Below are 21,856 nucleotides of genomic sequence, written 5' to 3' on the forward strand. Positions count from 1 at the left end.
TATCCGGCAGGTCGTCCGGCGGCTGGCTCCACTGCCAGCCGCCGGATGTCCCAGCATGGCCACGCATGAAACAATGCCATTTGGAAAGCGCTTCCCGAGTAGTCTGGAAACACCACAAGCAATGATGCCCGGACAGATTGGACCCACCCATGGTACGCACAGCACAGACGCACGGACCGAAACCCGCTGGCACCACTCTTCCGCGCATTGCACTTGTGGGCGTGCACGGCTTTGGCACGCACCACCTGAGAAACCTTGACCGGCTTGAGGCAGCCGGGGCACTGAAACTCGTGGCCGTCGCGGACCCCAACCCGCCCGAGGCGGGGCGGCTAGGCGACGACGTCGCAGTGTTCAACACCCTCGATGACCTGCTCGCTGCCGGCACCACCCCCGACGTCGTCATCATTGCCACGCCCATCCAGACGCACGCACCGCTGGGCCTTGCCGCACTGGCCGCCGGCGCCGACGTCTACCTGGAAAAACCCACAGCCGCCTCCATGGCCCAATTCCATGAACTCCGCGACGCCGCCGCGGCCGCGGGAGGGGCCGTCCAGGTCGGCTTCCAGTCGCTGGGCTCACTGGCCCTTCCAGCCTTGGCGGCCGTGATTTCCGACGGCGGACTGGGCACCATCCGCGGCTACTCCGCCACCGGCACGTGGCTGCGCGACAAGGCCTACTACCAGCGCTCCCGCTGGGCAGGCAAGCGCACCATCAACGGTGTTGACGTGGTCGACGGCGTCACCACAAACCCCTTGGCCCACTCCATCACCACGGCCCTGCGCATCGCCGGGATCCTCTCGGCCGACGCCATCGACGCGGTCGAAACAGACCTGTACCGCGCCCACGATATCGAAGGCGACGACACTTCCACGGTGCGCATCACCCCCAAGGAGGGGCCCGCCGTCGTCAGCGCCCTGACAGTGTGCGCGCCGGAGCAGACGGACCCGTTTGTCACCGTCCACGGCACCGCCGGCACCGCGGTTTTCCACTACACCGAAGACATCCTGGAGATCACGACTGCCGACGGGACCACCAGCGAAACCTTTGCCCGCACCGACCTGCTGGAAAACCTGCTCGCGCACCGGGCCGACGGCACGGCGCTGTTGAGCTCGCTGGAAAACAGCGGCGCGTTCATGAGCGTCCTCGAGGCCGTCCGCACGGCCGAGGACCCGCACCGGATCGCCCCCGAGCACATCGAATGGGTGGGCGAGGGCGCGGCCGCACACCCCGTAGTTGCCGACATTGCCAGCTGGATTGAACGGGCGACGGCGGCGCAAGCCACCTTCTCCGAGCTCGGCGCCCCCTGGGCCCGCCCCGCCACCGCAACGGACGCCATGGAGGTTTCCGGCACGGAGGTGGCGCGTGAAATCAGTGGCGCCCGACTGGCCCGCACGTTGTCGCCGCGGCCCTACCTGCACCCCGTCACCACACTGGCCGGCACCATCGTCACCGACGCCATGCCCTTGGACCACGTCTGGCACCTCGGCGCCGGGGTGGCTTTGCAGGACGTCAACGGCGTGAACTTTTGGGGCGGTCGGACGTACCGGCGCGAGCATGGCGAATATGTGTGGCGCCCGGACCATGGCCGGATCAAGCGGACCTCATCCGTCCCCAACGGCACGTCCCGGACAGAAGAGCTGCTCTGGCTCGGCCCAGACGGAACCGAAATCCTGCACGAAACCCGGCGCTGGAGCTGGCAGCCCGCAGAGGACGGCGCCTGGACACTGACGCTTTCCTTCACGCTGGCCCCGGCCGGAACCGATTCCGTCAGCCTGGGCAGCCCCGGCTCCAACGGCCGCGAGGCCGGCGGCTACGGCGGCTTCTTCTGGCGCCTGCCGGCTGTTGACAACGCGCACATCCGAACCCCCTCGGCCTCCGGCGAGGACGCCGTGCACGGGAGCCGCGCCCCGTGGCTGGCCTGGTCCGGTGACTTCTCCGGCAAGCCCGCCACCCTCGTGTTCACAACACCGCCGGAAGCCACAGATCCCTGGTTCGTGCGCTCCGCCGGCTATCCGGGGGTGGGATCGTCGCTTGCCTGGGATGCCGCCGTCGTGCTTGAACCGGGCGAAACCATAACCCGGACCATCACCGTCACCATTGCGGACGGTTTGGCCACCGACGATCAAATCAAGAAATGGACGGGAACCGAATGACCACCATGACCACCCCGGGAAAGCTTGTGGGCAAAAGTCACGCAGGCGCCACGACAGCTGCCGCAACTGAGCGGGCCGTCAAGCGGTCCCGTGTCCTGGACATCCTGGCGGCAGCCGGCCGCGATTCCGTGCTGCTCACCAGCCAGAGCGCCGTCAGCTGGTATCTGGATGGCTCCCGGGTGGGCATCAGCCTGGCCGGCGATCCCATTGCTGCGGTGCTGGTCACCGCCGACGGCGACCATGTTGTCACGTTCAACAACGAGGCTCAGCGACTGGCCGCCGAGGAGATTCCGGCCGGGCTGACGATTCACCAGGTGCCGTGGCATGGTTCGTTGACGAACGTCGCCGGCTGGTTCGGGCCAGGCGTTTCCCCTGCCTCCGAGGCTGAGCTGGCCGTTGAACTGAGGCTGGCACGCCGGTCGCTGCTGCCGGGCGAATTGGGCCGCTACGAGCGTCTTTGCCAGGACGCGGCCGGAATCTTGACAGATGTCCTGTCCGTCGCGACGCCGCAGACCACCGAACGTGCCATCGCCGCCGACATGGCCGGACGCATCGTCGCCGCGGGTGCCGATCCGCTGGTGCTGCTGGCCAACGGCGCCTCCCGGGTGGACTTCCGCCACCCGCTGCCCACTGACGCCACCCTTGGGCGCCGTGCCATGGCTGTTATTTGTGCCCGTCGTGACGGCATGATCGCCAACGTGACCCGCTGGGTGAGGTTCGACGCCGGTACGCCAGCCGAGCTCGACGCCGAGGCCCGCATTGCCGCAGTTGAGGCCGACATCTTCGATGCCACCGTCCCCGGAGCCACCGTCGCTGAGGTGCTGGAGGAGATCCGGACCGCCTACGATCGGCATGGTTTCGGCCCCAACCAGTGGCGGCTGCACCACCAGGGCGGCCCGGCGGGGTACGCCGGACGGGACCCGCGCGCCACGGACGCCGTTACTGACACAGTGGTGCTGAACCAGCCCTTCACGTGGAACCCGTCCGGTCCGGGCGTGAAGATCGAGGACACGGTGCTGCTTTCGGCCGACGGCATCCGCCCGCTCACAGCCGACCCTCGCTGGTCCTCAACGCTGGTCAACGGGATCCTGCGCCCCACGACGCTCCAGCTATAGACAACTAGCCCCCAATTGTGGTTGTTATTCGGCAAGATTTCGCCGGTTTTACAGCCACAACTGCGGGCTAGTTTGTTATTTGGCGCCAGGCTCAACTGAGGCGGAGCACGCCATCCACGCGGCGCGGAACACCCAACGGGTTGTCCTCACGCAGCGCCTCGGGCAGCAATGCTTCGGGGGCGTCCTGGTAGGCGACGGGGCGCTGGAAGCGGCGCACGGCCGTGGCACCGACCGAGGTGAACAGTGACGTGGTGGCCGGGTACGGGCCGCCGTGCTGCTGAGCCCAGTTCACGGAAACACCGGTGGGCCAGCCGCCAAAGAGCACCCTCCCGGCCAAGCCTGTCAGCTGGTCCACGAGCCCGGAAATATCCTCGCCATCCTCGGCATGCACGGTGGCCGTCAGGCTGCCTGGCACTAGGGCCAGAGCCGCGGAGAGCTCGGCGTCGTCGCTGTATTCGATCAGCAGTGTGGTGGGCCCGAAGCACTCCTCGAGCAGCTCGGCCGGGCGCGCAATGACGCTGGCCGCCGTGGTGGAGAAGACCACCGGGGCGGCTCCCTCAGCTTCGGCATCCTGTTCTGTGGTGCCACTGAGTACCGTCACGCCGGGCTGGGCGGCAAGGCTGGCCAGCCCGGCCGGGTAGGCTGCAGCGATGCGGTCGGTCAGCATGGGAGCAGCGCCCTTGCCGATGCATTCAACCGCCACCTCGGCACCAAATCTCGTACCGGCCGGAATAAACACCAGGCCCGGCTTGGTGCAGAACTGTCCGGCGCCCATGGTGAAGGATCCGGCTAGTGCTGCCGCAAGCTGGCTGCCGCGCGCGGCGAGTGCCTCCGGCGTGATGACCACCGGGTTCAGGCTGCCCAGTTCGCCGTAGAACGGGATCGGCTCGGGGCGGGACACGGCCAAGTCGAACAGGGCACGTCCGCCGGGGATGGATCCGGTGAAGCCCACGGCCTTGATCAACGGGTCCTGCACCAGAGCGGTGCCAGCTTCGCGCCCGGCGACCAGCGCGAACAAGCCGGCGGGAGCACCGGCGTCGTCCAATGCCGCAGAAACAATCGCAGCGGTGCGCTTGGACAGCTCCAGATGGCCCGAGTGCGCCTTGACAATCACGGGGCAGCCCACGGCCAGTGCGGAGGCGGTGTCGCCGCCAGCCACGGAGAAGGCGAACGGGAAGTTCGACGCCGAGAACACGGCCACCGGACCAACAGGACGCAGGATGCGGCGCAGGTCCGGCGACGGCGGGGTGGAGGCCGGGCTGGCGTGGTCAATGACAGCTTCCAGGTAGGAGCCCTCTGTGATGACGCGGGCGAACAGACGCAGCTGGCCCGTGGTGCGGGCCACCTCGCCGGTGAGCCGGGCGGTGCCGAGGCGGGTTTCCGAATCGGCGATGGCCACGAGCTCTGCCACGTTGGCATCCAGGGCGTCGGCGATGGCCAGCAGCCAGGAGGCGCGCACGGCGTCGCTGGCGGCCGCGGCGGGCCCGACTGCTGCGTGGGCGGCCGCGGTCAGGTCTTGAAGTTCTTGCGTTGGCGTCTGCACGAAAAAGTTTCCTCTGCTTGGGTTCTGCTTGGGTGGAATGAGTAGTTAGCGGGACGGAATGCCGGCGGCAAACTGCAGACCCAGCCCGGGGACTCCGGTGCCGGAGAGCTTGCTGTCCCGGATAGTTACCGGGGACGGACCGGCCAGGATGCCGAGCTGTTCGAAGGACGCATCCTCAACGTCCTCCACCGCCACAGGATTGGCCAGGGTTAGCGCCAGCTGTCCGGAGAGTTCCGGCAGCAGATGCGGGGCCACGGCGATGCTGTTGACCCGGGCCAGCTCCACGATCCGGCGGAACGGGGTGATGCCCCCGACGCGCACAATGTTGGGCTGGATGATGTCCACGGCCTCCGCGTCAATGAAGTCACGGAAGCGCTGGATGGTGTGTACGTTCTCGCCCAGGGCGATCGGCACGGGCGAATGTTTGCGCAGCCGCTTGTACGCCCAGAGGTCGTCTGCGCGGATGGGCTCTTCCAGCCAGTGCAGGTTGAACTGCTCCAGCCGGGACAGCGCCCGGATGGTGGTGGGCAGGTCCCAGCGCTGGTTGGCGTCGATCATGAGGGCACGGTCCGGGCCGATGACGTTGCGGACGGCCGCCACGCGTTCCACGTCCTCGGCGATGTCGGCTTTGCCCACCTTGATCTTCACGGCTGAGTGGCCGGCTGCCATCCAGCGTTCGGCCTGTGCCACCAGTTCCTCGAGGGTGTAGTGCAGGTTCACACCTGAACCGTACACCTCCACTGATTCGCGCCGCTGGCCCAGCAGCCCCGGCACGGAGGTGCCGGCGTTGCGGGCGGCCAAGTCCCAGAGCGCCAAGTCCAGCCCTGCCATGGCGATGGTGGTCAGCCCTCCGCCGCCGGCCTCGTGCAGGCGCAACCACAGTGCGTCCCACAGCGGTTCCGGATCGGCGGGAAGACCCACGGCGAAGCCGGCAATGTCATGGTCCAGCAGGGCCTTGACGGCCTGGGGGCCAATGGTCGGTGTCCAGGAGAAACCGTGGCCCGTGCCGCCCTCGTCCGTTTCCACGGTAGTGGCGATGATGTGGTTTTCCGGCGCCTCCACACCCCAGCTGCGGCGCAGTGGCACTGTCAGCAGGCGGGTGTGCAGGGCTGTGATCTTGGCGGTCATCGGCCGGTCCGGATTAGACGTTGGCCAGCGCGTGGCTGGCGGCAAGCTCGTGGCCCTTAGCCAGGATGGCGGCCAGGCGGGCTTCCTGCTCTGCCGTCGGGTTGATCAGCGGCGGGCGGACAGGGCCCACGGGCAGCCCGGCCTGGCGGATGCCGGCCTTGATAAGGGAGACGCCAAAGCCGGGGACCTCGTCGCGGAGGCGGACCAGGGGCGCGTAGAAGCCCTCGATCAGCTCGGCGCGGCGTTCCTCGTTGCCCTCAATGTAGGCGCGGTAGTAGGCGGTGGCGATTTCCGGGGCCATGGCGAAGGCGGCCGAGGAGTACAGCGGCATGCCGAGGCCGCGGTAGGCGCCCTGGGTCAGTTCGGCTGTCAGCAGGCCGTTGAAGAACTGGAAGTCCTTGCGGCCCGTGGCGCGGACTGCGGAGACGATTTCCTGGGCCAGGCCAACGTCGCCCACGCCGTCCTTGAAGCCGATGACCTTGGGGTTGGCGGCCAGCTTGACCATGGATGCGGCGGAGAACTTGGCGTTAGCGCGGTGGTAGACAATCACTGGAAGCTCGCTGGCGGCGGCGATCGCCTCAACGTAGGCCACCAGACCGTCCATGGGCGCTCCCACCAGGTATGGCGGCAGCACCAGCAGTGCGTCTGCGCCAACCTCGGCGGCGGCCCGGGCTGCGTCCAGTGCGTGGCCCAGCGGCCCGCCGGCGCCGGCGATCACGGGAACGGTTCCGGCCACAACCTCGACGGTCGCCTGCACCACCGTGCGCACCTCGGCAATGCTGAGGGCGTGGAATTCACCGGTGCCGCAGGCGGGGAAGATGCCGCCCGGGCTGAACTCCAGGCGGGAGGCGATGTGTTCCTTGAGCAGGGCAACATCGACGCCGCCTGCTTCGTTAAAGGGTGTGACGGGGAAGAAAAGAACGCCTTCGAACTTCATGGTTTCTCCTAGTGTGAGGCGGCGGACGTCAGGTCCGCGCGGTTGGTGTCAGTGAGCTCGGTGCGCCAGCTTCGCTGCGGCGTCCAGCCCAATACTTTTTGTGCCTTGGCAATGGAAAACGCCGGGCTTGTGCCTGTCAGGTTCGCGGCCAACTCGTCGCTGCCGGGAAGGAATGCAGGCATGAGCTTGTCCAGGGATTCCACTGCGAGCGCATCGGCGGCGCCCACAAAGAACGTCTGTGCGTTGTCGATGCTGTCCATCTTTTCCAGCAGCACGGCCAGGAAGTCGGCCACATCGCGGGCGTCAACATAGTTGAACAGTGCCGGTGCGGACAGGGCCGGATCGGCCAGCCGCTCGGCCAGGGTGTGGCCCTGCTGCGTGGGCGCCCCGTCCCATTCCTCAGGGGAGATGACATAGCACGGGCGGAACGCTGCGTACCGTGCCTTGTGCCCGTGGGCCGTGGCGAACATTGCCATGACCTGCTCGGCCACCAGCTTGGACAGCGCGTAGGCGTTCCAAGGTTTGGGCGTGGTATTTTCATCCAGCGGGAAGCTCTCCGGCAGCCAGCCGGCCGGGTTGCCGTAGCCCAGGACTGTGGGGCTGGAGGCGGTGACGATCCGGCCCACCCCGTTCCCGGTGGCGGCACTAAACACGTTGTACGCCAGCATGGTGTTGGTCTTGAGGATCACGTCCTCCGGCGCGCTGAAGGGGACGGCAATGGCGGCAAGGTGGATGACGGCGTCGGGCTTGTGGCGTGCCATGACTTCATTCACGGCAGCTGCGTCCAGCAGGTCCAAGGATTCCTGCACGACGCCCGCCAGCGCCGGGTCCCCGGGCAGGGCGCCGCGGTCCACGGACACCACTGTGTGGCCTGCTGCGGCGAAACCCGCGACGACGCTGCGGCCCAGGCGGCCGGAGCCGCCGGTGATGAGTACTGTGCTCACGGATCAGGCTTTCTTGGTTTGGCCGGCAGGCTTGGAAAGATCCGCACCCAAGCCCAGTCTGGGGATGAGAACGGGCAGTCCGGTAATCAGGGATTCGTTGCCTGCGATGCCCACGGACACGGCGCGGAGGCCGTCCATGTAGCCGGAGGGGCGTCCCAGCGGGTCCTCGCCCGGGCCGTTGAACAGGTCGGAGAGCAGCAAGACGTCGCCCCCGCCGTGCCCGCCATCCCCGTTGATGATTTCCACCTCGCGGGCCACCTCCCAATGGCGCTGCACCACCAGCCGCTCACCATTGCTGCGCACAGCGTCTTCCTCCTCGATGGGGGTGGCGCTGGGGTCCACAACGTTTTTCTTGTCCCTGCTGCCGTGGACGGCGGCGCGCTCCACCACTTCAAGTTCGGCGCGGCCCTCGGTGCCATTGACACTGACCCGGTAGCCTTCCCACGGGCTGTGGGCGTTGAGGGAATAGCTCAGGGTGGGGCCGCCGTCGTAGTCCACAGTCAGCGCCATGTTGTCCTCGATGGTGATGCCTTCGGAGAACACATCCTGGTCACGGATGTAGCCATCGAATTTTTCGTTGGCCAGGTAGAGGGCGGCCAGTTTCTCGTCCTCACGCATGTCCAGCGCAAAGGGATCATCGACGCCGTCGAGCGTGCCGCGGGCAGGACGCTCGCCAAGACCGCGGGCCGCCGCATTGTCTGCGCCGTAGAAGCGCAGCCCGCCGGAGGCGTAGACGCGGGCCGGTGAATCATCGATCCACCAGTTGACCAGGTCAAAGTGGTGCGAGGCCTTGTGAATGAGCAGTCCGCCGGAGTTCTTCTTCTCCCTGTGCCAGCGGCGGAAGTAGTCGGCGCCATGGACGGTGTCCAGCATCCAGCTGAAATCGATGCTGGTGACCTTGCCGATGACGCCGCTCTGGATGATCTCTTTCAGGGCGCTGTTCCGCGGGGAATAGCGGTAGTTGAACGTGACAACCACGTTGCGCCCGGTTTGCTCGATCGCCTCGGTGATGCGGCGGCAACCGTCAACGTCGATGGTGAGCGGTTTTTCAACCACGACGTCGGCACCTGCGTTGAGTGCCTCGACGATGTAGTCAGCGTGGGTGTGGTCGGGCGTGGTGATGATGACGCGGTCAATGGCGTTGGCCGTGATGAACGCTGTCAGCTCCACCGGATCAAATGCTGTCGGGGCAGGTGCCGGGGCGCTGCCGGCTTCGTCGTTCCCGGCCTGGACTGCCAGCAGACGGCCGGCCAGTTCCATGTAATAGCCGGTGCGTCCCTGGTTCACATCGCCGATGCCAACAAGCACTGCCATGTCTGCATGCGGACCCATGACCGCCTCAACGTACATTCCGGCACGGGATCCTGCGCCGACAAGTGCCAGGCGCGCCTTCTTCTTCGATGGCACTTCTACGGGCCTTTCGGCGGACGCGACTTCGGTTCTCATGAGCTTGGGCGACCTTTCGCAACACTGTTGGGATTACTGCCAGCCCCACTCTTTGGCACTTTCCCATTGAGTGGCTGGTGGACTAAAGTAAATTCTGAGAAAGCGTTTTCTCAAACCGTTATATGATTTCTATCAACAGTCCGGGCATCCCGTCAAGGCCAGGCATTTACACCGCGATATTTAACACGTCACATTCGAGCCGTAAGGAACCATCATGGCCAAGCGAGTCCGCCCCATCCGCGTAGGCATAGCCGACGTTGCCAAGCAGGCCGGCGTATCCCTGGCAACCGTCTCTCGCGTCATGAACGGAAACTTCAGCGTTGATCCGGAAATCGCGGAGCGGGTCCGGGCCGCCGCGACCGAGCTGAAGTACCAGCCAAACCCGATGGGCCGAAACCTGGCGCGCGGCAAGACCGACACCATTGGCGTCGTCGTGCCCGATCTCGGCAACCCAACATTCCAGGGCGTACTGCGGGGCGTCAGCCGTGCTGCGGCCCAGGACGGCTACCGTGTCCTCATCGCAGACTCCTCCGAAGTGTCCAGTGAGGAGGCCGTTCTGGCCGGCGAGGCACGCCGCCGGTGCGACGGGGTGGTGCTGTGTGCCCCCCGCATGAGTGCTGCGGAGCTTGAGGAGCTGGCACCGAGCCTGCACCCGATGGTGCTGGTAAACCGTTCCACTGAGGCGCCTGGCAATCCCAGCGTCATGGTGGACTACGGCCGCGGCATTCAAGACCTGGCCACACATTTGGCAGGTCTTGGGCACACCAAGATCGCCTACGTGGCAGGCCCGGAAAGCAGTGCGTCCAACGCCTTGCGCCTGGCCGGGCTGGAGCTTTTCCAGCAGACCCACCCGCACGTTGACCTGGTAATCCTCCACAATGGATCAACGTTTGAAGACGGCCACGAGTCCACCGGCGACGTCGTTGCATCCGGCGCCACAGGCATCCTTGCCTTCAACGACTTGACGGCCATGGGCCTGCTCAGCGGCCTGAATGAACGCGGGGTCAAGGTCCCGGAGGACATTTCAGTGACCGGCTTCGATGACATTCCATTTGCCCGCTTCACCACCCCTCCCCTGACCACGGCGGCCGTGCCCATCATGGACGTCGGCGAGCACGCGTGGCAGCAGATGCGCGACCTTCTCAACGGCACTGACAGCGCCGATTCACTGCGGGTCTTTGAACCCCACATTGTGGTGCGGGGCAGCACCGGGGTGCCGGCAAAGATCACGGCCAGCACCCCGGAGTAGTCGGGGCGCCGCGCCTCGAGCTCGCAAGATTGGGGAGCCACCGGGGATCAGCGCAGCGGGTTGAAGTGCCGGATGCTGGCGGGCGGGGTGTTCCCCGTCAGTCCTGCGGCAACCATCTTTCCGGTGAGCGGGCCCAAGGCGATACCCCACATGCCATGCCCGCCTGCCACATGCACGCGGGGTGAACTGGTGGCGCCCACCAGCGGGAATCCGTCGGTGGTGCAGGGCCGCGAGCCCACCCATTCCTCGGCCCTGTCCTCCCAGTTGATGCCTGTGAACATGGGTAAGGCGGCCTCCACGATCGCCTTGATGCGCCGCGGATCAAGGGGCGCGTCCGCGTCGCGGAATTCCATCATGCCGGCCACCCGGAACCTGTCGCCCAACGGCGTGCAGGCAACGCGTTGCGCGGGAAAGTAGATGGGGTGGCTGGGCATGGCGTCGGGGACCACTGTGAAACTGTAGCCGCGGCCTGCCTGCACCACGCGCTTGACACCGAACTTGCGCGCTAGCGTCCCCAGCCACGCACCCGTGGCGAGAACAACGGCGTCGGCCTTGATCAGGCGGCCTTCGGAGCCAATAACGTCCACGCCGGTTCCGGTGTCACGCACGTCGAACACGGTGAAGGCGGTGGTCAGGGTGGCGCCGCGGGCAACCACGGTTTTCGCCAGCGAGGCCATGAACGCCGGCGGGTTGATGAAGCGCTGGTTGCTGATGGCGATGCCGGCCACCACGCCCGTGCCGAGCGTTGGTTCAAGGTCACGGATTTCTGCCCCGCTCATGAGATTGAAGTCCACTTGGCCGCCGGTCTCCCGGATGACATGGAATTCCTTGACCAGCGCGTCGCGGTCCTTGAGCGAGGCGAAGCCCGTCAGGAAGGGCTCGGCGGGGTGGGTTGGTTCGGCGACGGAGGGTGTGCCGGCAGCCATTTCCTCGAAGGCGTCGATCCCGGTGCGTCCGATCTCGGCAAAGACCGCCATGGCAGCCCGCCATTTGCCCGGCGTGCAGTTGCGGGCAAAGCCCAGCAGGAATTTCAGCAGGGCGGGATCGGTGGAGAACGGAATGTACAGCGGCGACGCAGGATCTAGCATCGCCTTGAGCCCGTACGTCAGCACGGATGGTTCGCTCAGCGGCAACGTCAGTGCCGGTGTCAGCCAGCCCGCATTGCCCCAGGACGAACCCGACGCCACTTCCCCGCGGTCAACCACCGTGACCTTGATGCCCTGTTCCTGCAAGTACCAGGCGGTGGACAAACCGATGATTCCCGCACCAACTACAACTACATGTTCAGGCGCCTTTGCACTGACCACGATTCACACTCCTCGCGCGAAGAGCCGGCTCGCTGCCGGCGCTATTCCCAACATAATCTCGTTTACGGATTCCCCCAAACCACCGCTACCCCTTCTTAAACAACCGACCTGCATTCTTAAACAACCGACCCGCAGAAGTCGGCGAAAATTCAAGATTTTTTCGTGTTTTCGTCGTGTTCTGCGGGTCAGATTATTGAGGTCGGGACGTTGATTCTGCGGGCACTACTTCACAGGCGGCCCCGTGACTTTCAAGCCAGCCCAGCCATGGAGGCTGCCCGCCTCATCGAACAGGACGATCTTGTTGTCTCCGGGGCGGGTGTCGTCAGGCGTGGTCACCAAGACTGTGCCATCGTCCAGTGCCTTGTGCCAGCCCAGCCCGCTCTCGTTCAGGTAAACGAAGAACCACTCGCCGGCGGCAAGATTCTTCAGCGTCACCTCGGAAGATCCGCGCGGGAACTTCGCGGACCCCAACCCGAGATCGATCTCGGTGTCCTTCTTGAGCGTCTGCTTGTCGGCCGGTTCCGGGGTGATGGATGGCTCCGGGTTGACGGCTTCCCCAGGCTCCGGTTCGCTTCCAGTGTAGGAGATGCTCGGCGCTGCGGGCACCGTCATCCCTTCACCCAGGAAGTAGGACGTGTGGGGCGGCTGGTTGTAGGCGGTGTTCTGCCAGGCCACGCCCATCCTGTAGACCGGGTCCGACTGCAGGGTTCGCAGCCGATGGTCGGTCAGATCCAAGGTTGTGGCGATGCGCAGTGCCGAGGAATCATCCAAACGTGTCACGATTTCCTCGCGCCAGTCACCGAACAGATCGGCCTGGAGCGTCGGGTTGCCCTTCGTGTCGTTGTTGGACAGGGTTCCTTCAGCGCGGTAGATCTCCTTGGCGGTGTTGGTGGTCCAATCCCATTTGGAGATGGTGGGAACTCCGGTGCGACTTCCTTCCGTCCAGGCATGGTCGGTGACTTCCCGCAGGAGGTCCCCGTCCCACCAGGTGAGGAAGTTGGCGGCCGGGATGCTGGTGCTGATGAGTTCACCGTTGGCGGCCATCAGCTGCCCCACGGGTGAGTTCCATGCGGCGTCGCCGCCGATGGCCCACCCTTCCGCACCGGGATGCGTCGGATCGATGTCGGCCATGGCGCCGCGGCCGGTGTCCTTGATGGCCGGAATCGACCAGAGCACTTCGCCGGTGGCAGCGTCACGGAACGTTGCCCCGATGCCGTGTTTGGAGGGCGCCTCCTCATGGGTTGCGAACACCTCCAGACCGGGACGCGACGGGTCAAAGTCGGAGACGTGGAGTGCGTCGCCGTGGCCCAGATTCGTGTTGTAGAGAGCCGATCCGTCGTCGTCGAGAGTCATGGAGCCGAAGACGATCTCGTCCTTCTGATCCCCGTCAACGTCGGCCACCGAGAACTGGTGGTTGCCCTGTCCTCGGTACTCATCGCCTGCCAGGTTGGAGTCAAACACCCAGCGCTCGCTCAGCGAGGTGCCGTCGAAATCATAGGCGGCAACCACTGTGCGGGTGTAGTAGCCCCGGCTGAAAACCACGCTGGGGTGCTCACCGTCAAGGTGTGCCACACCGGCCAGGAAGCGGTCCACGCGGTTTCCGTAGGTGTCGCCCCAGGCCCCAACATCCCCGCGCTCCGGGGTGTAGTTGATGGTGTCGATTGCAGCACCGGTCTCGCCGTTGAACACCGTGAGGTATTCGGGTCCGGTCAGCACGTAACCACCGGAGTTTCGGTAGTCGGCCCGAGCATCGCCAATCACGGTTCCGGCGCCGTCAACGGTACCGTCGGCCGTCTTCAGGGTGACTTCGGCCTTGCCGTCGCCGTCCAGATCATAGACCTGGAACTGGGTGTAGTGCGCCCCGGCCCGGATGTTTTTGCCCAGGTCAATGCGCCACAGCCTGGTGCCGTCCATCTTGTAGGCGTCCACGTACACGATTCCGGTGTAGCCGCCCTGGGAGTTGTCCTTGGAAATGGACGGATCCCATTTCAGGATGATCTCGTAGCTGCCGTCGCCGTCAACGTCGCCGATGGAAGCATCCGAGGCCCTGTAGGTGTAAGGCTGGCCGTCCTTGGTGTAGTCGTCGGCGGGTTTGTCCAGCGGCACGTCAAGCGTCTGGGAATCCCACACGGTGAAGGCCTCGGTGGCCCACAGTTCGGCGCCGTTGAGCACGGTGGAAATCCGGTAGCTCGATGCGGAGGTGCCGCCGACGTCCAGCACGTTGGTGCTGCCGATTACCGGCCCGTCGGCGACCTTCACGCCGTCGCGGTAGACGTTGAATGCAATGGCTTCGGGGTCCAGGCCCAGCATGCGCCAGCCCACGTAGACACCCTTTTCGGTGGCCGCTGCGACAGGCGCCCGGTCGAGGCGTTCTGCCTGGCGGACCAGGGTGGTCACCGCTTCGGTGGTGACCGGCTCGGATTTCTCCGAGACGCCGCCTCCGTTGACGGAAGCCACGGCGTATTTGTACGCGATGGTTGTCAGCACAGTGGAGTCTGTGTAGCCGGCTTCCCCGGCACGGCCCAGCAGCTTGAAGTCGCCGAAGCTGCCATCAGCCTTCGCGTCAGCGCGGAACATCTGGTAGAACAGGGCGCCCTTCGCCTTGGGCCAGGACAGGGACACGTCGTTCTTGTTGACGGCTCCCAGGACGGGCTGGCCGGGAACGGCTGCCTTGGCCACGGAGGCGTCAACGGTTGCCACCTCGATGGTGTTGGACGGCACGGATTCGGCTCCGGAGAGGTCCAGGGCCACCACGTAATAGCTGTAGTCCAAGCCGATCTCGGCCAGGCTGTCGGTGAATTCCGACGTCGTTGCCTCCCCAAGCGGTTCGGCCGCCTCCGCGGTGCTGGACTTGCGGTAAACGCGGTAGCTGCCCGCGTCGGTGCCGGTCCAGGCAAGTGCGACGGTGGCGAATTCGGCACCAATGGAGACGTCCGTGGCGGCGAGCGCACCCGGCGCCAGCAGCAGCGGCGTGATTTCGATGCCGTTAAGGCGCGAGGAACTGCCGCCCATGACAATGTTCAGTTGTCCGTCCAGGACCTGGACGGGCTGGCTGAGCTTGGCAGAGACCGAGCCCTTGCCGGCGTTGGAGGCACCAAAATCCTTGCCTTCAATGCGGACATCGGATTTTGAGGTGCCGATCCAGTCGCCGTTGTATGTCTTGACGGCGTAACTGCCGTTGGGGACGTCCACGGCAAACTCGTGTGCCGATGAGGGCAGCAGGAAATCGCGCTCCAGGTCGTTCGGGGCAGGGTCGTATCCAATGCCGCGGTCACGACCGCCCAGCCCGTCGATGTTGAGGAAGCCCCAGCCCTGCTCCTTGCTGTACAGGGATTTTTCGCTGGCTTCCAGGTAGCCGGGCATGAGCGGGTTGCCGGCCAGTTGGACATCGAACTTGTACAGCGGGGCCTTGGTCAGGACCCGCACCACGTTCGACGGCGCAGAGTCGCCCTTGGCGTTCATGGCCACCACCCGGAAATCATAGGAGGCGCCTTCGGCCAGGTTGCCCACGGTTGACTGGGGCAGCGTGGATGTTGCCACCATGGCCCAGGCGTCTTCGGCGGCGTCGGCATCCTTGCGGAAGACCTTGTAAATGTCGGCCCCCTCGACAGCACCCCAGGTCAGTTGTGCCCCCGCGTTGGAAACGGATCCTGCCACGAGCGTGGCCGGTGCCGCTGGCACGGCGGCGGGTGCTTCCGCCTCCACCACCTGCGCAGCCAGGGGGATGTCGAGCTTCGCCACGTCGGCGGCGACCAGGCGGGCCATTTGGATGGCTCCGTATTCCTGGAAGTGGGTGTCATCCGCTGTTCCCGACGGGCGGGACGGGTAGACCCCAGCCGGAACGTGCAGGAACACGGACAGGGCAGCTTCGGGCCCAACACTGTCCAGGTAGGCCCGCGACGAGGCGGACAGGTCCACAAGTCCGGTACCGGTTTCCGCGGCCAGCTGGCTGGCGGCGGAAACGTACTCGGGGAAGGACACGTTGAACTTGCCCGTCTCAGCATCGAATGAACGCCGTGACACCGGGGTCACCAGGATGGGGGTTGCCCCGCGCTGGACGGCGCCGTCCACGTAGGTGCGCAGGTATTCGGCGAAGTCTGCCGGCGCCGCGTACCTGTCGTCAACGCCCTTGCTGTTGTCGTTGTGTCCGAACTGGACGAAGAGATAGTCCCCGGGGCGGATGCCGCGCAGGACCTCGTCGAGGCGGCCCTGGCTGATGAAGTTCTTGGAACTGCGCCCGCCGATGGCCTTGTTTTCAACAGTGACACCGTCGGAAAGGTAGCGCTCCAGCATCTGCCCCCAGCCTGCCTGCGGGGCATAGTCGGAGGTGTAGCTCTGCACGGTGGAATCACCGGTGACCCACACCGTGGGTGAGGCGCCGGCCTGGCGGGGCGACTTCTGGGTCAGGACCAGGGCGTTGAGGTTGGCGGCCGTGCCGCCAAAGTCCAGGTTCAGCTGGCCGTCCACCACTGCAATGTCGAACGACATCTCCAGGAAGTTTCCCGCGGTCTTTGCTGTCTGTTGGACCTTGGCCATCTGCTCGGCCGTTATGGAAATATCGGTGGCGCCAGTTGCATCTCCTGCAATCAGGTCAACCGTGTAGTCGCCGTTGGGCAGGTCAACCACAAATTCCGTATCTCCAACGGTGACGAAGTCACTGCGGAGGGCGTCGCTGCCACCCCTGTCATTTGCGGTGGTGGCGGAAGGGTTGACAAAGCCGGCGCGGTTTTCCGCCGTGTAGGCAGTTTTGGCGTCAATGCCCACTGCGTTGGCGGCAACTGCTCCGTTGCCAAAGTCAAAGGTGAGGGTTCCCGCCGTCGGAAATTCCGCGGGGGCACCGGCCAGGGAGGAGACGGCAGCTGCCGAGGGCTGTGACAGGCCGGCGGCATCCTTGGTCTGGACCTTGTAATAGTGGGTTTTGGTGGTGTCTACAGTGTCCGAGGCAAAAACGTCGCCGGTGGTTTCGGCCACTTGGGTGTAGCTGCCGTCAACGGCGTCCGACCGCGAAACCACATAGCCAGCGGCGTCCTTGACCTCGTTCCAGCGCAACATGACGGCAGTGTCAGTCACGTGGGCCAAGCGCACCGCCGTTGGTGCCGCCAGCGCGGACGCCGGCGGATCCGTGGGTTCGGGCTCCGTGGTGGGTGAGGTTCCGCCGTCGGCGGTCGTGATGACGATGGCATTGACATAGCCGCCGGCACCTTCGCCGGTGACGTCAATGGTCAGCTGGCCGTCCGCAACGGTTGTCTGCCACTTCTCCGTGGCAACGGCCTGGCGGGCCTGAATGGTGCCGGCCGCCGCCCCTTCCAGGGAGATTTTGGTTTTGGTCGTGGAGGTTCCGGCCAGCTGGTCGCCCGAGCGGATCTCCACGTCATAGCTGCCATTGGGCAGGTCCACGGCGAACCCCCAGGCGGCGCCGAGTACAAAGTCGTCATTGACATCGTCGGCGGGGGTCATGCCGCGGTGGCGGGAAACGGGCTCCACACCGTCAACGGGAACAATTCCAAAACCGGCGTCCTGGGTGTACAGGGTCCCCTCGTTTACGCCGGTCCATCCAGATCCGACGGGGCTGGAGTGCGTGCCGAAGTCAAAGGACCAGCTCTCGGCTTCCGCCGCGGATACGGCTGGCAGGCCCAGAAGGGCCATGCCACAAGCCGCGGTCACGGCAATGGCCGATCTCACGGGATATCGATGTTTGGGTGGGGCTTGCATGGCATCACTCCTTGATTCGAAGGTTTCGCTGGGCGGGCTCAGGTGGCGGATCGATCCAGATTTTGTATCGATTCAGAATTAGTCCGTAAGAAAACCCGGACACCGAGCAGCATTTGTCTGCCCTCGGGCGCCTTGGAACCGGCGGCCGCTGCACGCGGCATCTCCTTGGGGCATAATGTGGGGTAGCCCACATCTGAATCGATACAACCATGCTTTATGAGCGTTCACAAGAGTTTTCCGCAAGCAAGTTGCCACATGACGGAAACCGTTTACCCGACCAGCGCCAAAGGAACTCATGCTTCACGCCACTGTCCGCCTGCCAGAACCCCCGACAACCGGGCAGCTCCGCATGGGCTCCGCCGGAATCGGAGCCAACAGCCAGCACCTCATCAGGGACGGTGCCGGCTGGCTCCCCGTCATGGGTGAATACCACTTCAGCCGCCAGGATCCCGGGAAGTGGCGGACCGGGCTGGAACGCATGAAACAGGGCGGCATCACAGTGGTTTCCACGTACGTTTTTTGGCACCATCACGAGGAACGCCAAGGCATCTTCCGCTGGTCCGGGAACCGCAATCTCCGCGCCTTCGTGGAGCTTTGCGCGGAAGTTGGCCTGGACGCCGTCGTCCGCATTGGGCCGTGGGCTCATGGTGAGGCCCGCAATGGCGGCTTTCCCGACTGGCTCCAGGCGCTGCCCGTCCACCATCGCAGCAACGATCCCGGTTATCTGGAGCATGTGCGGCCCTTCTTTGCCCAGATTTCACACCAGCTCAGCGGCCTATTCCACAGCATCGGGGGCACGGGCGGCACCAGTACCGACGGCGCCGGCAACACAACCGGCTCCACCGGACCCATCGTTGCCCTGCAGCTGGAGAATGAGCTGTACGACCAGCCCGAACACATCCTCACCCTGAAGGAAATGGCCCAGGAGTTTGGCATGCACGCACCCTTGTGGACCGCGACGGCCTGGGGCGGCGCACAACTGCCGGCCGATGAGGTGATGCCGCTCTACGGCGGCTACCCCGAAGCTTTCTGGGAGGACGCCCATCCCGGGTGGGCCCGCGGCAGCCGGAAGCACTACTTCTTCAGCCACATCCGCGACGACCACTCCATCGGGGCGGACCTGCGCCCCACGGCCGCCACCGGTCCGGAGACTGAGAAGGCAACGGCCCCCTTTGCCACCTGCGAACTGGGCGGCGGCATGCCCTCGGCCTATCACCGCAGGCCCATCATTCCTGCCTCGGATGTTTCCGCCCTGGCCCTCACCAAGATCGGCAGCGGCTCCACGTGGCAGGGCTACTACATGTTCCACGGCGCGTCCCAGGGTATGGGCGAACTGTCAGCATTGCAGGAGTCCCAGGCCACTGGCTACCCCAATGACCTGCCCGTCATTAGCTACGACTTCCAGGCGCCGCTGGGCGAGCACGGCCAGCTCAGGGAGTCCTACCACCGGCTGCGGGCGCAGCATTTGTTCCTTGCGGAGGCGGGCCCGGACCTCGCCCGGATGCCGATGACGCTGCCGGAGACAATCCCTGCCGGCCTTGACGACGCCGAGACGCTCCGCTGGTCCGTGCGCAGCGACGGCCGAGCCGGGTTCATCTTCGTCAACAACCACCAGCCCTCCACCGATGCTCTGGCCGCCAAGGAGGGCATCCAGTTCACCATCGAGTTGGCCGACGGCGGGGAGCTCACCGTTCCGCGGCACCCCACCACGATTGCCGCCGGTGCTCATTTCGTGTGGCCGTTCAACCTGCCGCTGGGCGATGGCGCCACACTGCTGCGCACCACCACCCAGCTGATCACGAGCCTGCCGGTTGGGCCGCGGACCTGCTTTGTGTTTTCCCGGACCGAGGGCGTGGACGCCGAGTTTGAGATCGCTCTTCCCACGGACGACGGCGGCCACCTCCAAACGCTGCAGCTGACGGTTCCGCCGGGGTCCAGCCCAGTTGAACTGCCCGTCTCGGACCGCGTGTGCATCCTGCTCGTTGACGATCAGGACGCCCTGCGCCTTTGGACAGGGGAGTTCGCAGGGGCAAGCCGGATTTTCTTGGCCGATTCACTGCTGGCCACGGACGCGGTACTGCGGTTGGACGTCACGGCGCCCCGCCAGGACATTGGCATCTACCCTCCCGTGGATCACGTGACGGCGTCGCCCGATCAGGTGGGATCCACCGTCAAAAAGTTGGAGGACAGTGGGCCGTTCGGCATGTTTTCGGTGGACGTTTCAGCCGATTCCCTGGCAACAACGCTCCCGGCGCAGCTCCGGAAAGCTGCCGCCGGACCGGCGCCCGTACGCATCGGAGGAACCCAGAATCGTGCCGCCGCACCGGTGGATGCGGACTACGACCACGCAGCCCACTTTCATCTTGACTTCGCCGCCGATCAAATGCCGGAGGGAGTGCAAAACCTCCTGCGGATCACGTGGACAGGAGACGCCGCAAGAGCCCTGCTGGACGGGCAAGTGCTCTCCGACAACTACTGGAACGGCCTGTCCTGGGACATCGACCTCACGGAACACCGGGACGAGCTGCTGCGCCACGGACTCGCCATCCAGGCGTTCCCCTTCAACCCTGACGCCCCGATCTACGTAGACGAGTCCATCAGGCCTGGGCACACAACACTTGAAATCACAGATGTAAGCATCCTGCACCAAGGCTCAATCCGACTAATTCTCGCCTAGGCAGGCTCCTTGACCCCACAAACCGATACGCAATGGATGGCGAAAATTCAGGAATTCTCGCCATCCATTGCGTATCAGTTATGGGTGGGGCTGGGCCTAGGTTTAGGTGAGGGACTCAACTTCATTCCCGAGCTCATCCCCAAGCACTACATCGGCAGGACGACCGCCGCCACCCTTGCGGTATCGGTAGACGCCAATGGCAACCACTATGGCCGCCAACCCCACCGACAGCAGCAACGCTTCCCGGGTCTGGGGAACAATCACCATGCCGATGATCAAGGCCGAGATTGCCGCAATGGAAAGCCAGGTCAGTTACGGGAAGAACCACATTTTCAAGTCGAGCTCTTTCGCCGCGGCGCCCATCCGATGTCGCAAAATCAACTGGGAAACGGCAATCACGAGCCACACGAACAAGGCGATGGCACCGGAGGTGTTGACCATGAATAGGAACACGGTGTCCGGGGCCAAATAGTTCAGGCCCACTGTCACGAAGCCCACCACGGTAGATGCGAGAACTGCACTGACGGGGACACCGCGTTTGGAAATCTTCCGCCAGGACTTGGGCGCATCGCCGCGGGTGGACAGGGAGAACAGCATGCGGCTCGCCGTGTACAGCCCAGAGTTCAGGCAGGAAAGCACGGAGGTCAAGACAACTACGTCCATGATGGTGCCGGCACCGGGAATACCAAACAGCTCAATAACCGCCACGTAGGGGCTCTTGGCCACCGAAGCATCGTTCCACGGCAGCAACGTCACGACGATTGCAACAGAGCCAATGTAGAAAATCAAGATCCTCCACACCGTGGACTTCACTGCCTTCTTCACCGCATCCACAGGGTTCTCGGACTCGCCGGCGGCAATCGTGGCAATCTCAGCACCGAAGAAGGAAAACACAACCACCAAGACACCCGCCAAGACGGCACCCGGACCGCTCGGGAAGAAGCCACCGTTACCAGTGAGGTTTGAAAGTCCTGGCGCGTCGACCCCGGGCAAGAACCCGAGGATCGCAACGACACCCAGCAAGAGGAAAACAATGATGGCGGCCACTTTGACGGAGGCAAACCAAAATTCAAATTCACCGTAGGACTTCACAGAGGTCACGTTGGTCAACGTCAGCAACACCATCAGAATCAGCGCCCATTGCCACTGCTCAACTTCCGGCAGCCAACGGTGCATGATGGCCGCTCCGGCCGTGGCCTCAACACCCAGCACGATGATCCAGAACCAGGCATACAGCCAGCCAATGCTAAATCCGGCCCATCGCCCCAGCGCCTTGTCTGCGTAGGTGGAAAAGGACCCGGTTTCAGGATTCGCCGCTGCCATTTCGCCCAGCATCCGCATCACGAGGATGACCACGACTCCAGCTGCCGCGTACGCAACCAAAATGCCGGGACCGGCCTGCTGAATGGCGGCACCCGAACCCACAAATAGTCCGGCGCCGATGACTCCGGCAATGGCAATCATGGACAGGTGGCGGGGTTTGAGGGTCTTCGATAATTGTTGCTCTGACTGCATGTGAAAAACTTCCTCTTCGGGTGCCCGGATGCGGCGACACTGCCGCAGCAAGTCCGTGAGTTGGATCACGGGGACGATTCAGCCTAAAACGGCCTGCGGCTCCACCCTTTGTCCATAGCCCCAAAATCTT

Annotated in this window: 11 protein-coding genes and 1 pseudogene; 4 read left to right on the top strand and 8 right to left on the bottom strand. The window is 64.8% G+C overall.

Annotation, left to right across the window (positions count from 1 at the left end; all coding sequences use genetic code 11):
• Positions 1 to 149 precede the first annotated feature (149 nt).
• Together CXQ93_RS13225 and CXQ93_RS13230 are read left to right on the top strand one after the other, a co-directional pair.
• Positions 150 to 2,153, top strand: coding sequence for a DUF6807 family protein (locus tag CXQ93_RS13225; protein WP_104110894.1), 2,004 nt, complete (start codon positions 150 to 152; stop codon positions 2,151 to 2,153).
• Positions 2,154 to 2,158: 5 nt separating this feature from the next.
• On the top strand, positions 2,159 to 3,268 hold the full coding sequence (locus CXQ93_RS13230) for a M24 family metallopeptidase (RefSeq protein WP_104110984.1): 1,110 nt from the start codon (positions 2,159 to 2,161) through the stop codon (positions 3,266 to 3,268).
• A 91-nt stretch (positions 3,269 to 3,359) separates the two neighbouring features.
• Here CXQ93_RS13230 and CXQ93_RS13235 read toward each other — a convergent pair whose 3' ends face one another.
• From CXQ93_RS13235 to CXQ93_RS13255, 5 genes are read right to left on the bottom strand one after another with little or no spacing between them, the layout of a single operon-like run.
• Positions 3,360 to 4,811: an aldehyde dehydrogenase (NADP(+)) gene (locus CXQ93_RS13235; protein ID WP_104110895.1), complete on the bottom strand. Its 1,452-nt coding sequence runs from the start codon at positions 4,809 to 4,811 to the stop codon at positions 3,360 to 3,362.
• A 45-nt stretch (positions 4,812 to 4,856) separates the two neighbouring features.
• Positions 4,857 to 5,939, bottom strand: a complete 1,083-nt coding sequence (locus tag CXQ93_RS13240; RefSeq protein ID WP_104110896.1) for a mandelate racemase/muconate lactonizing enzyme family protein — start codon at positions 5,937 to 5,939, stop codon at positions 4,857 to 4,859.
• 13 nt (positions 5,940 to 5,952) lie between these two features.
• A complete protein-coding gene (locus tag CXQ93_RS13245; protein WP_104110897.1) occupies positions 5,953 to 6,876 on the bottom strand; it encodes a 5-dehydro-4-deoxyglucarate dehydratase in 924 nt (307 codons plus the stop codon).
• An 8-nt stretch (positions 6,877 to 6,884) separates the two neighbouring features.
• Entirely contained in the window at positions 6,885 to 7,820 is a 936-nt protein-coding gene (locus tag CXQ93_RS13250) for an NAD(P)-dependent oxidoreductase (protein WP_104110898.1), read from the bottom strand.
• A gap of 3 nt (positions 7,821 to 7,823) precedes the next feature.
• Positions 7,824 to 9,266 carry a Gfo/Idh/MocA family protein gene (locus CXQ93_RS13255; protein ID WP_104110899.1) on the bottom strand — a complete coding sequence of 481 codons (1,443 nt, stop codon included), beginning with the start codon at positions 9,264 to 9,266 and terminating at the stop codon, positions 7,824 to 7,826.
• Between the two features lie 214 nt (positions 9,267 to 9,480).
• Here CXQ93_RS13255 and CXQ93_RS13260 point away from each other — a divergent pair, with 214 nt between their 5' ends.
• Positions 9,481 to 10,515: a LacI family DNA-binding transcriptional regulator gene (locus tag CXQ93_RS13260; protein ID WP_104110900.1), complete on the top strand. Its 1,035-nt coding sequence runs from the start codon at positions 9,481 to 9,483 to the stop codon at positions 10,513 to 10,515.
• A 47-nt stretch (positions 10,516 to 10,562) separates the two neighbouring features.
• On the opposite strand, the gene CXQ93_RS13265 is transcribed toward CXQ93_RS13260, so the two are convergent.
• Both CXQ93_RS13265 and CXQ93_RS21265 read right to left on the bottom strand, forming a co-directional pair.
• The gene (locus tag CXQ93_RS13265; protein WP_104110901.1) at positions 10,563 to 11,822 is read right to left on the bottom strand and encodes an FAD-binding oxidoreductase; all 1,260 of its coding nucleotides are present in this window, start codon (positions 11,820 to 11,822) and stop codon (positions 10,563 to 10,565) included.
• Positions 11,823 to 12,044: 222 nt separating this feature from the next.
• Positions 12,045 to 17,534 (bottom strand): GDSL-type esterase/lipase family protein, encoded by a 5,490-nt coding sequence (locus CXQ93_RS21265; protein WP_104110902.1) that lies wholly within the window; start codon positions 17,532 to 17,534, stop codon positions 12,045 to 12,047.
• Between the two features lie 295 nt (positions 17,535 to 17,829).
• Here CXQ93_RS21265 and CXQ93_RS13275 point away from each other — a divergent pair, with 295 nt between their 5' ends.
• Positions 17,830 to 20,211: a beta-galactosidase gene (locus CXQ93_RS13275; RefSeq protein ID WP_104110903.1), complete on the top strand. Its 2,382-nt coding sequence runs from the start codon at positions 17,830 to 17,832 to the stop codon at positions 20,209 to 20,211.
• A gap of 102 nt (positions 20,212 to 20,313) precedes the next feature.
• Here CXQ93_RS13275 and CXQ93_RS13280 read toward each other — a convergent pair.
• A pseudogene (locus CXQ93_RS13280) lies at positions 20,314 to 21,726 on the bottom strand (amino acid permease).
• Positions 21,727 to 21,856: the final 130 nt, after the last annotated feature.

The sequence above is a fragment of the Arthrobacter sp. N199823 genome, from assembly GCF_002929705.1.
GTDB lineage: Bacteria > Actinomycetota > Actinomycetes > Actinomycetales > Micrococcaceae > Specibacter.

Bases quoted from the DNA above. Each gene is read 5' to 3' on its own strand.
- CXQ93_RS13225 (WP_104110894.1), top strand. From the start codon at position 150: ATGGTACGCACAGCACAGACGCACGGACCGAAACCCGCTGGCACCACT.
- CXQ93_RS13230 (WP_104110984.1), top strand. From the start codon at position 2,159: ATGACCACCCCGGGAAAGCTTGTGGGCAAAAGTCACGCAGGCGCCACG.
- CXQ93_RS13240 (WP_104110896.1), bottom strand. From the start codon at position 5,939: ATGACCGCCAAGATCACAGCCCTGCACACCCGCCTGCTGACAGTGCCA.
- CXQ93_RS13245 (WP_104110897.1), bottom strand. From the start codon at position 6,876: ATGAAGTTCGAAGGCGTTCTTTTCTTCCCCGTCACACCCTTTAACGAA.
- CXQ93_RS13255 (WP_104110899.1), bottom strand. From the start codon at position 9,266: ATGAGAACCGAAGTCGCGTCCGCCGAAAGGCCCGTAGAAGTGCCATCG.
- CXQ93_RS13260 (WP_104110900.1), top strand. From the start codon at position 9,481: ATGGCCAAGCGAGTCCGCCCCATCCGCGTAGGCATAGCCGACGTTGCC.
- CXQ93_RS21265 (WP_104110902.1), bottom strand. From the start codon at position 17,534: ATGCAAGCCCCACCCAAACATCGATATCCCGTGAGATCGGCCATTGCC.
- CXQ93_RS13275 (WP_104110903.1), top strand. From the start codon at position 17,830: ATGCTTCACGCCACTGTCCGCCTGCCAGAACCCCCGACAACCGGGCAG.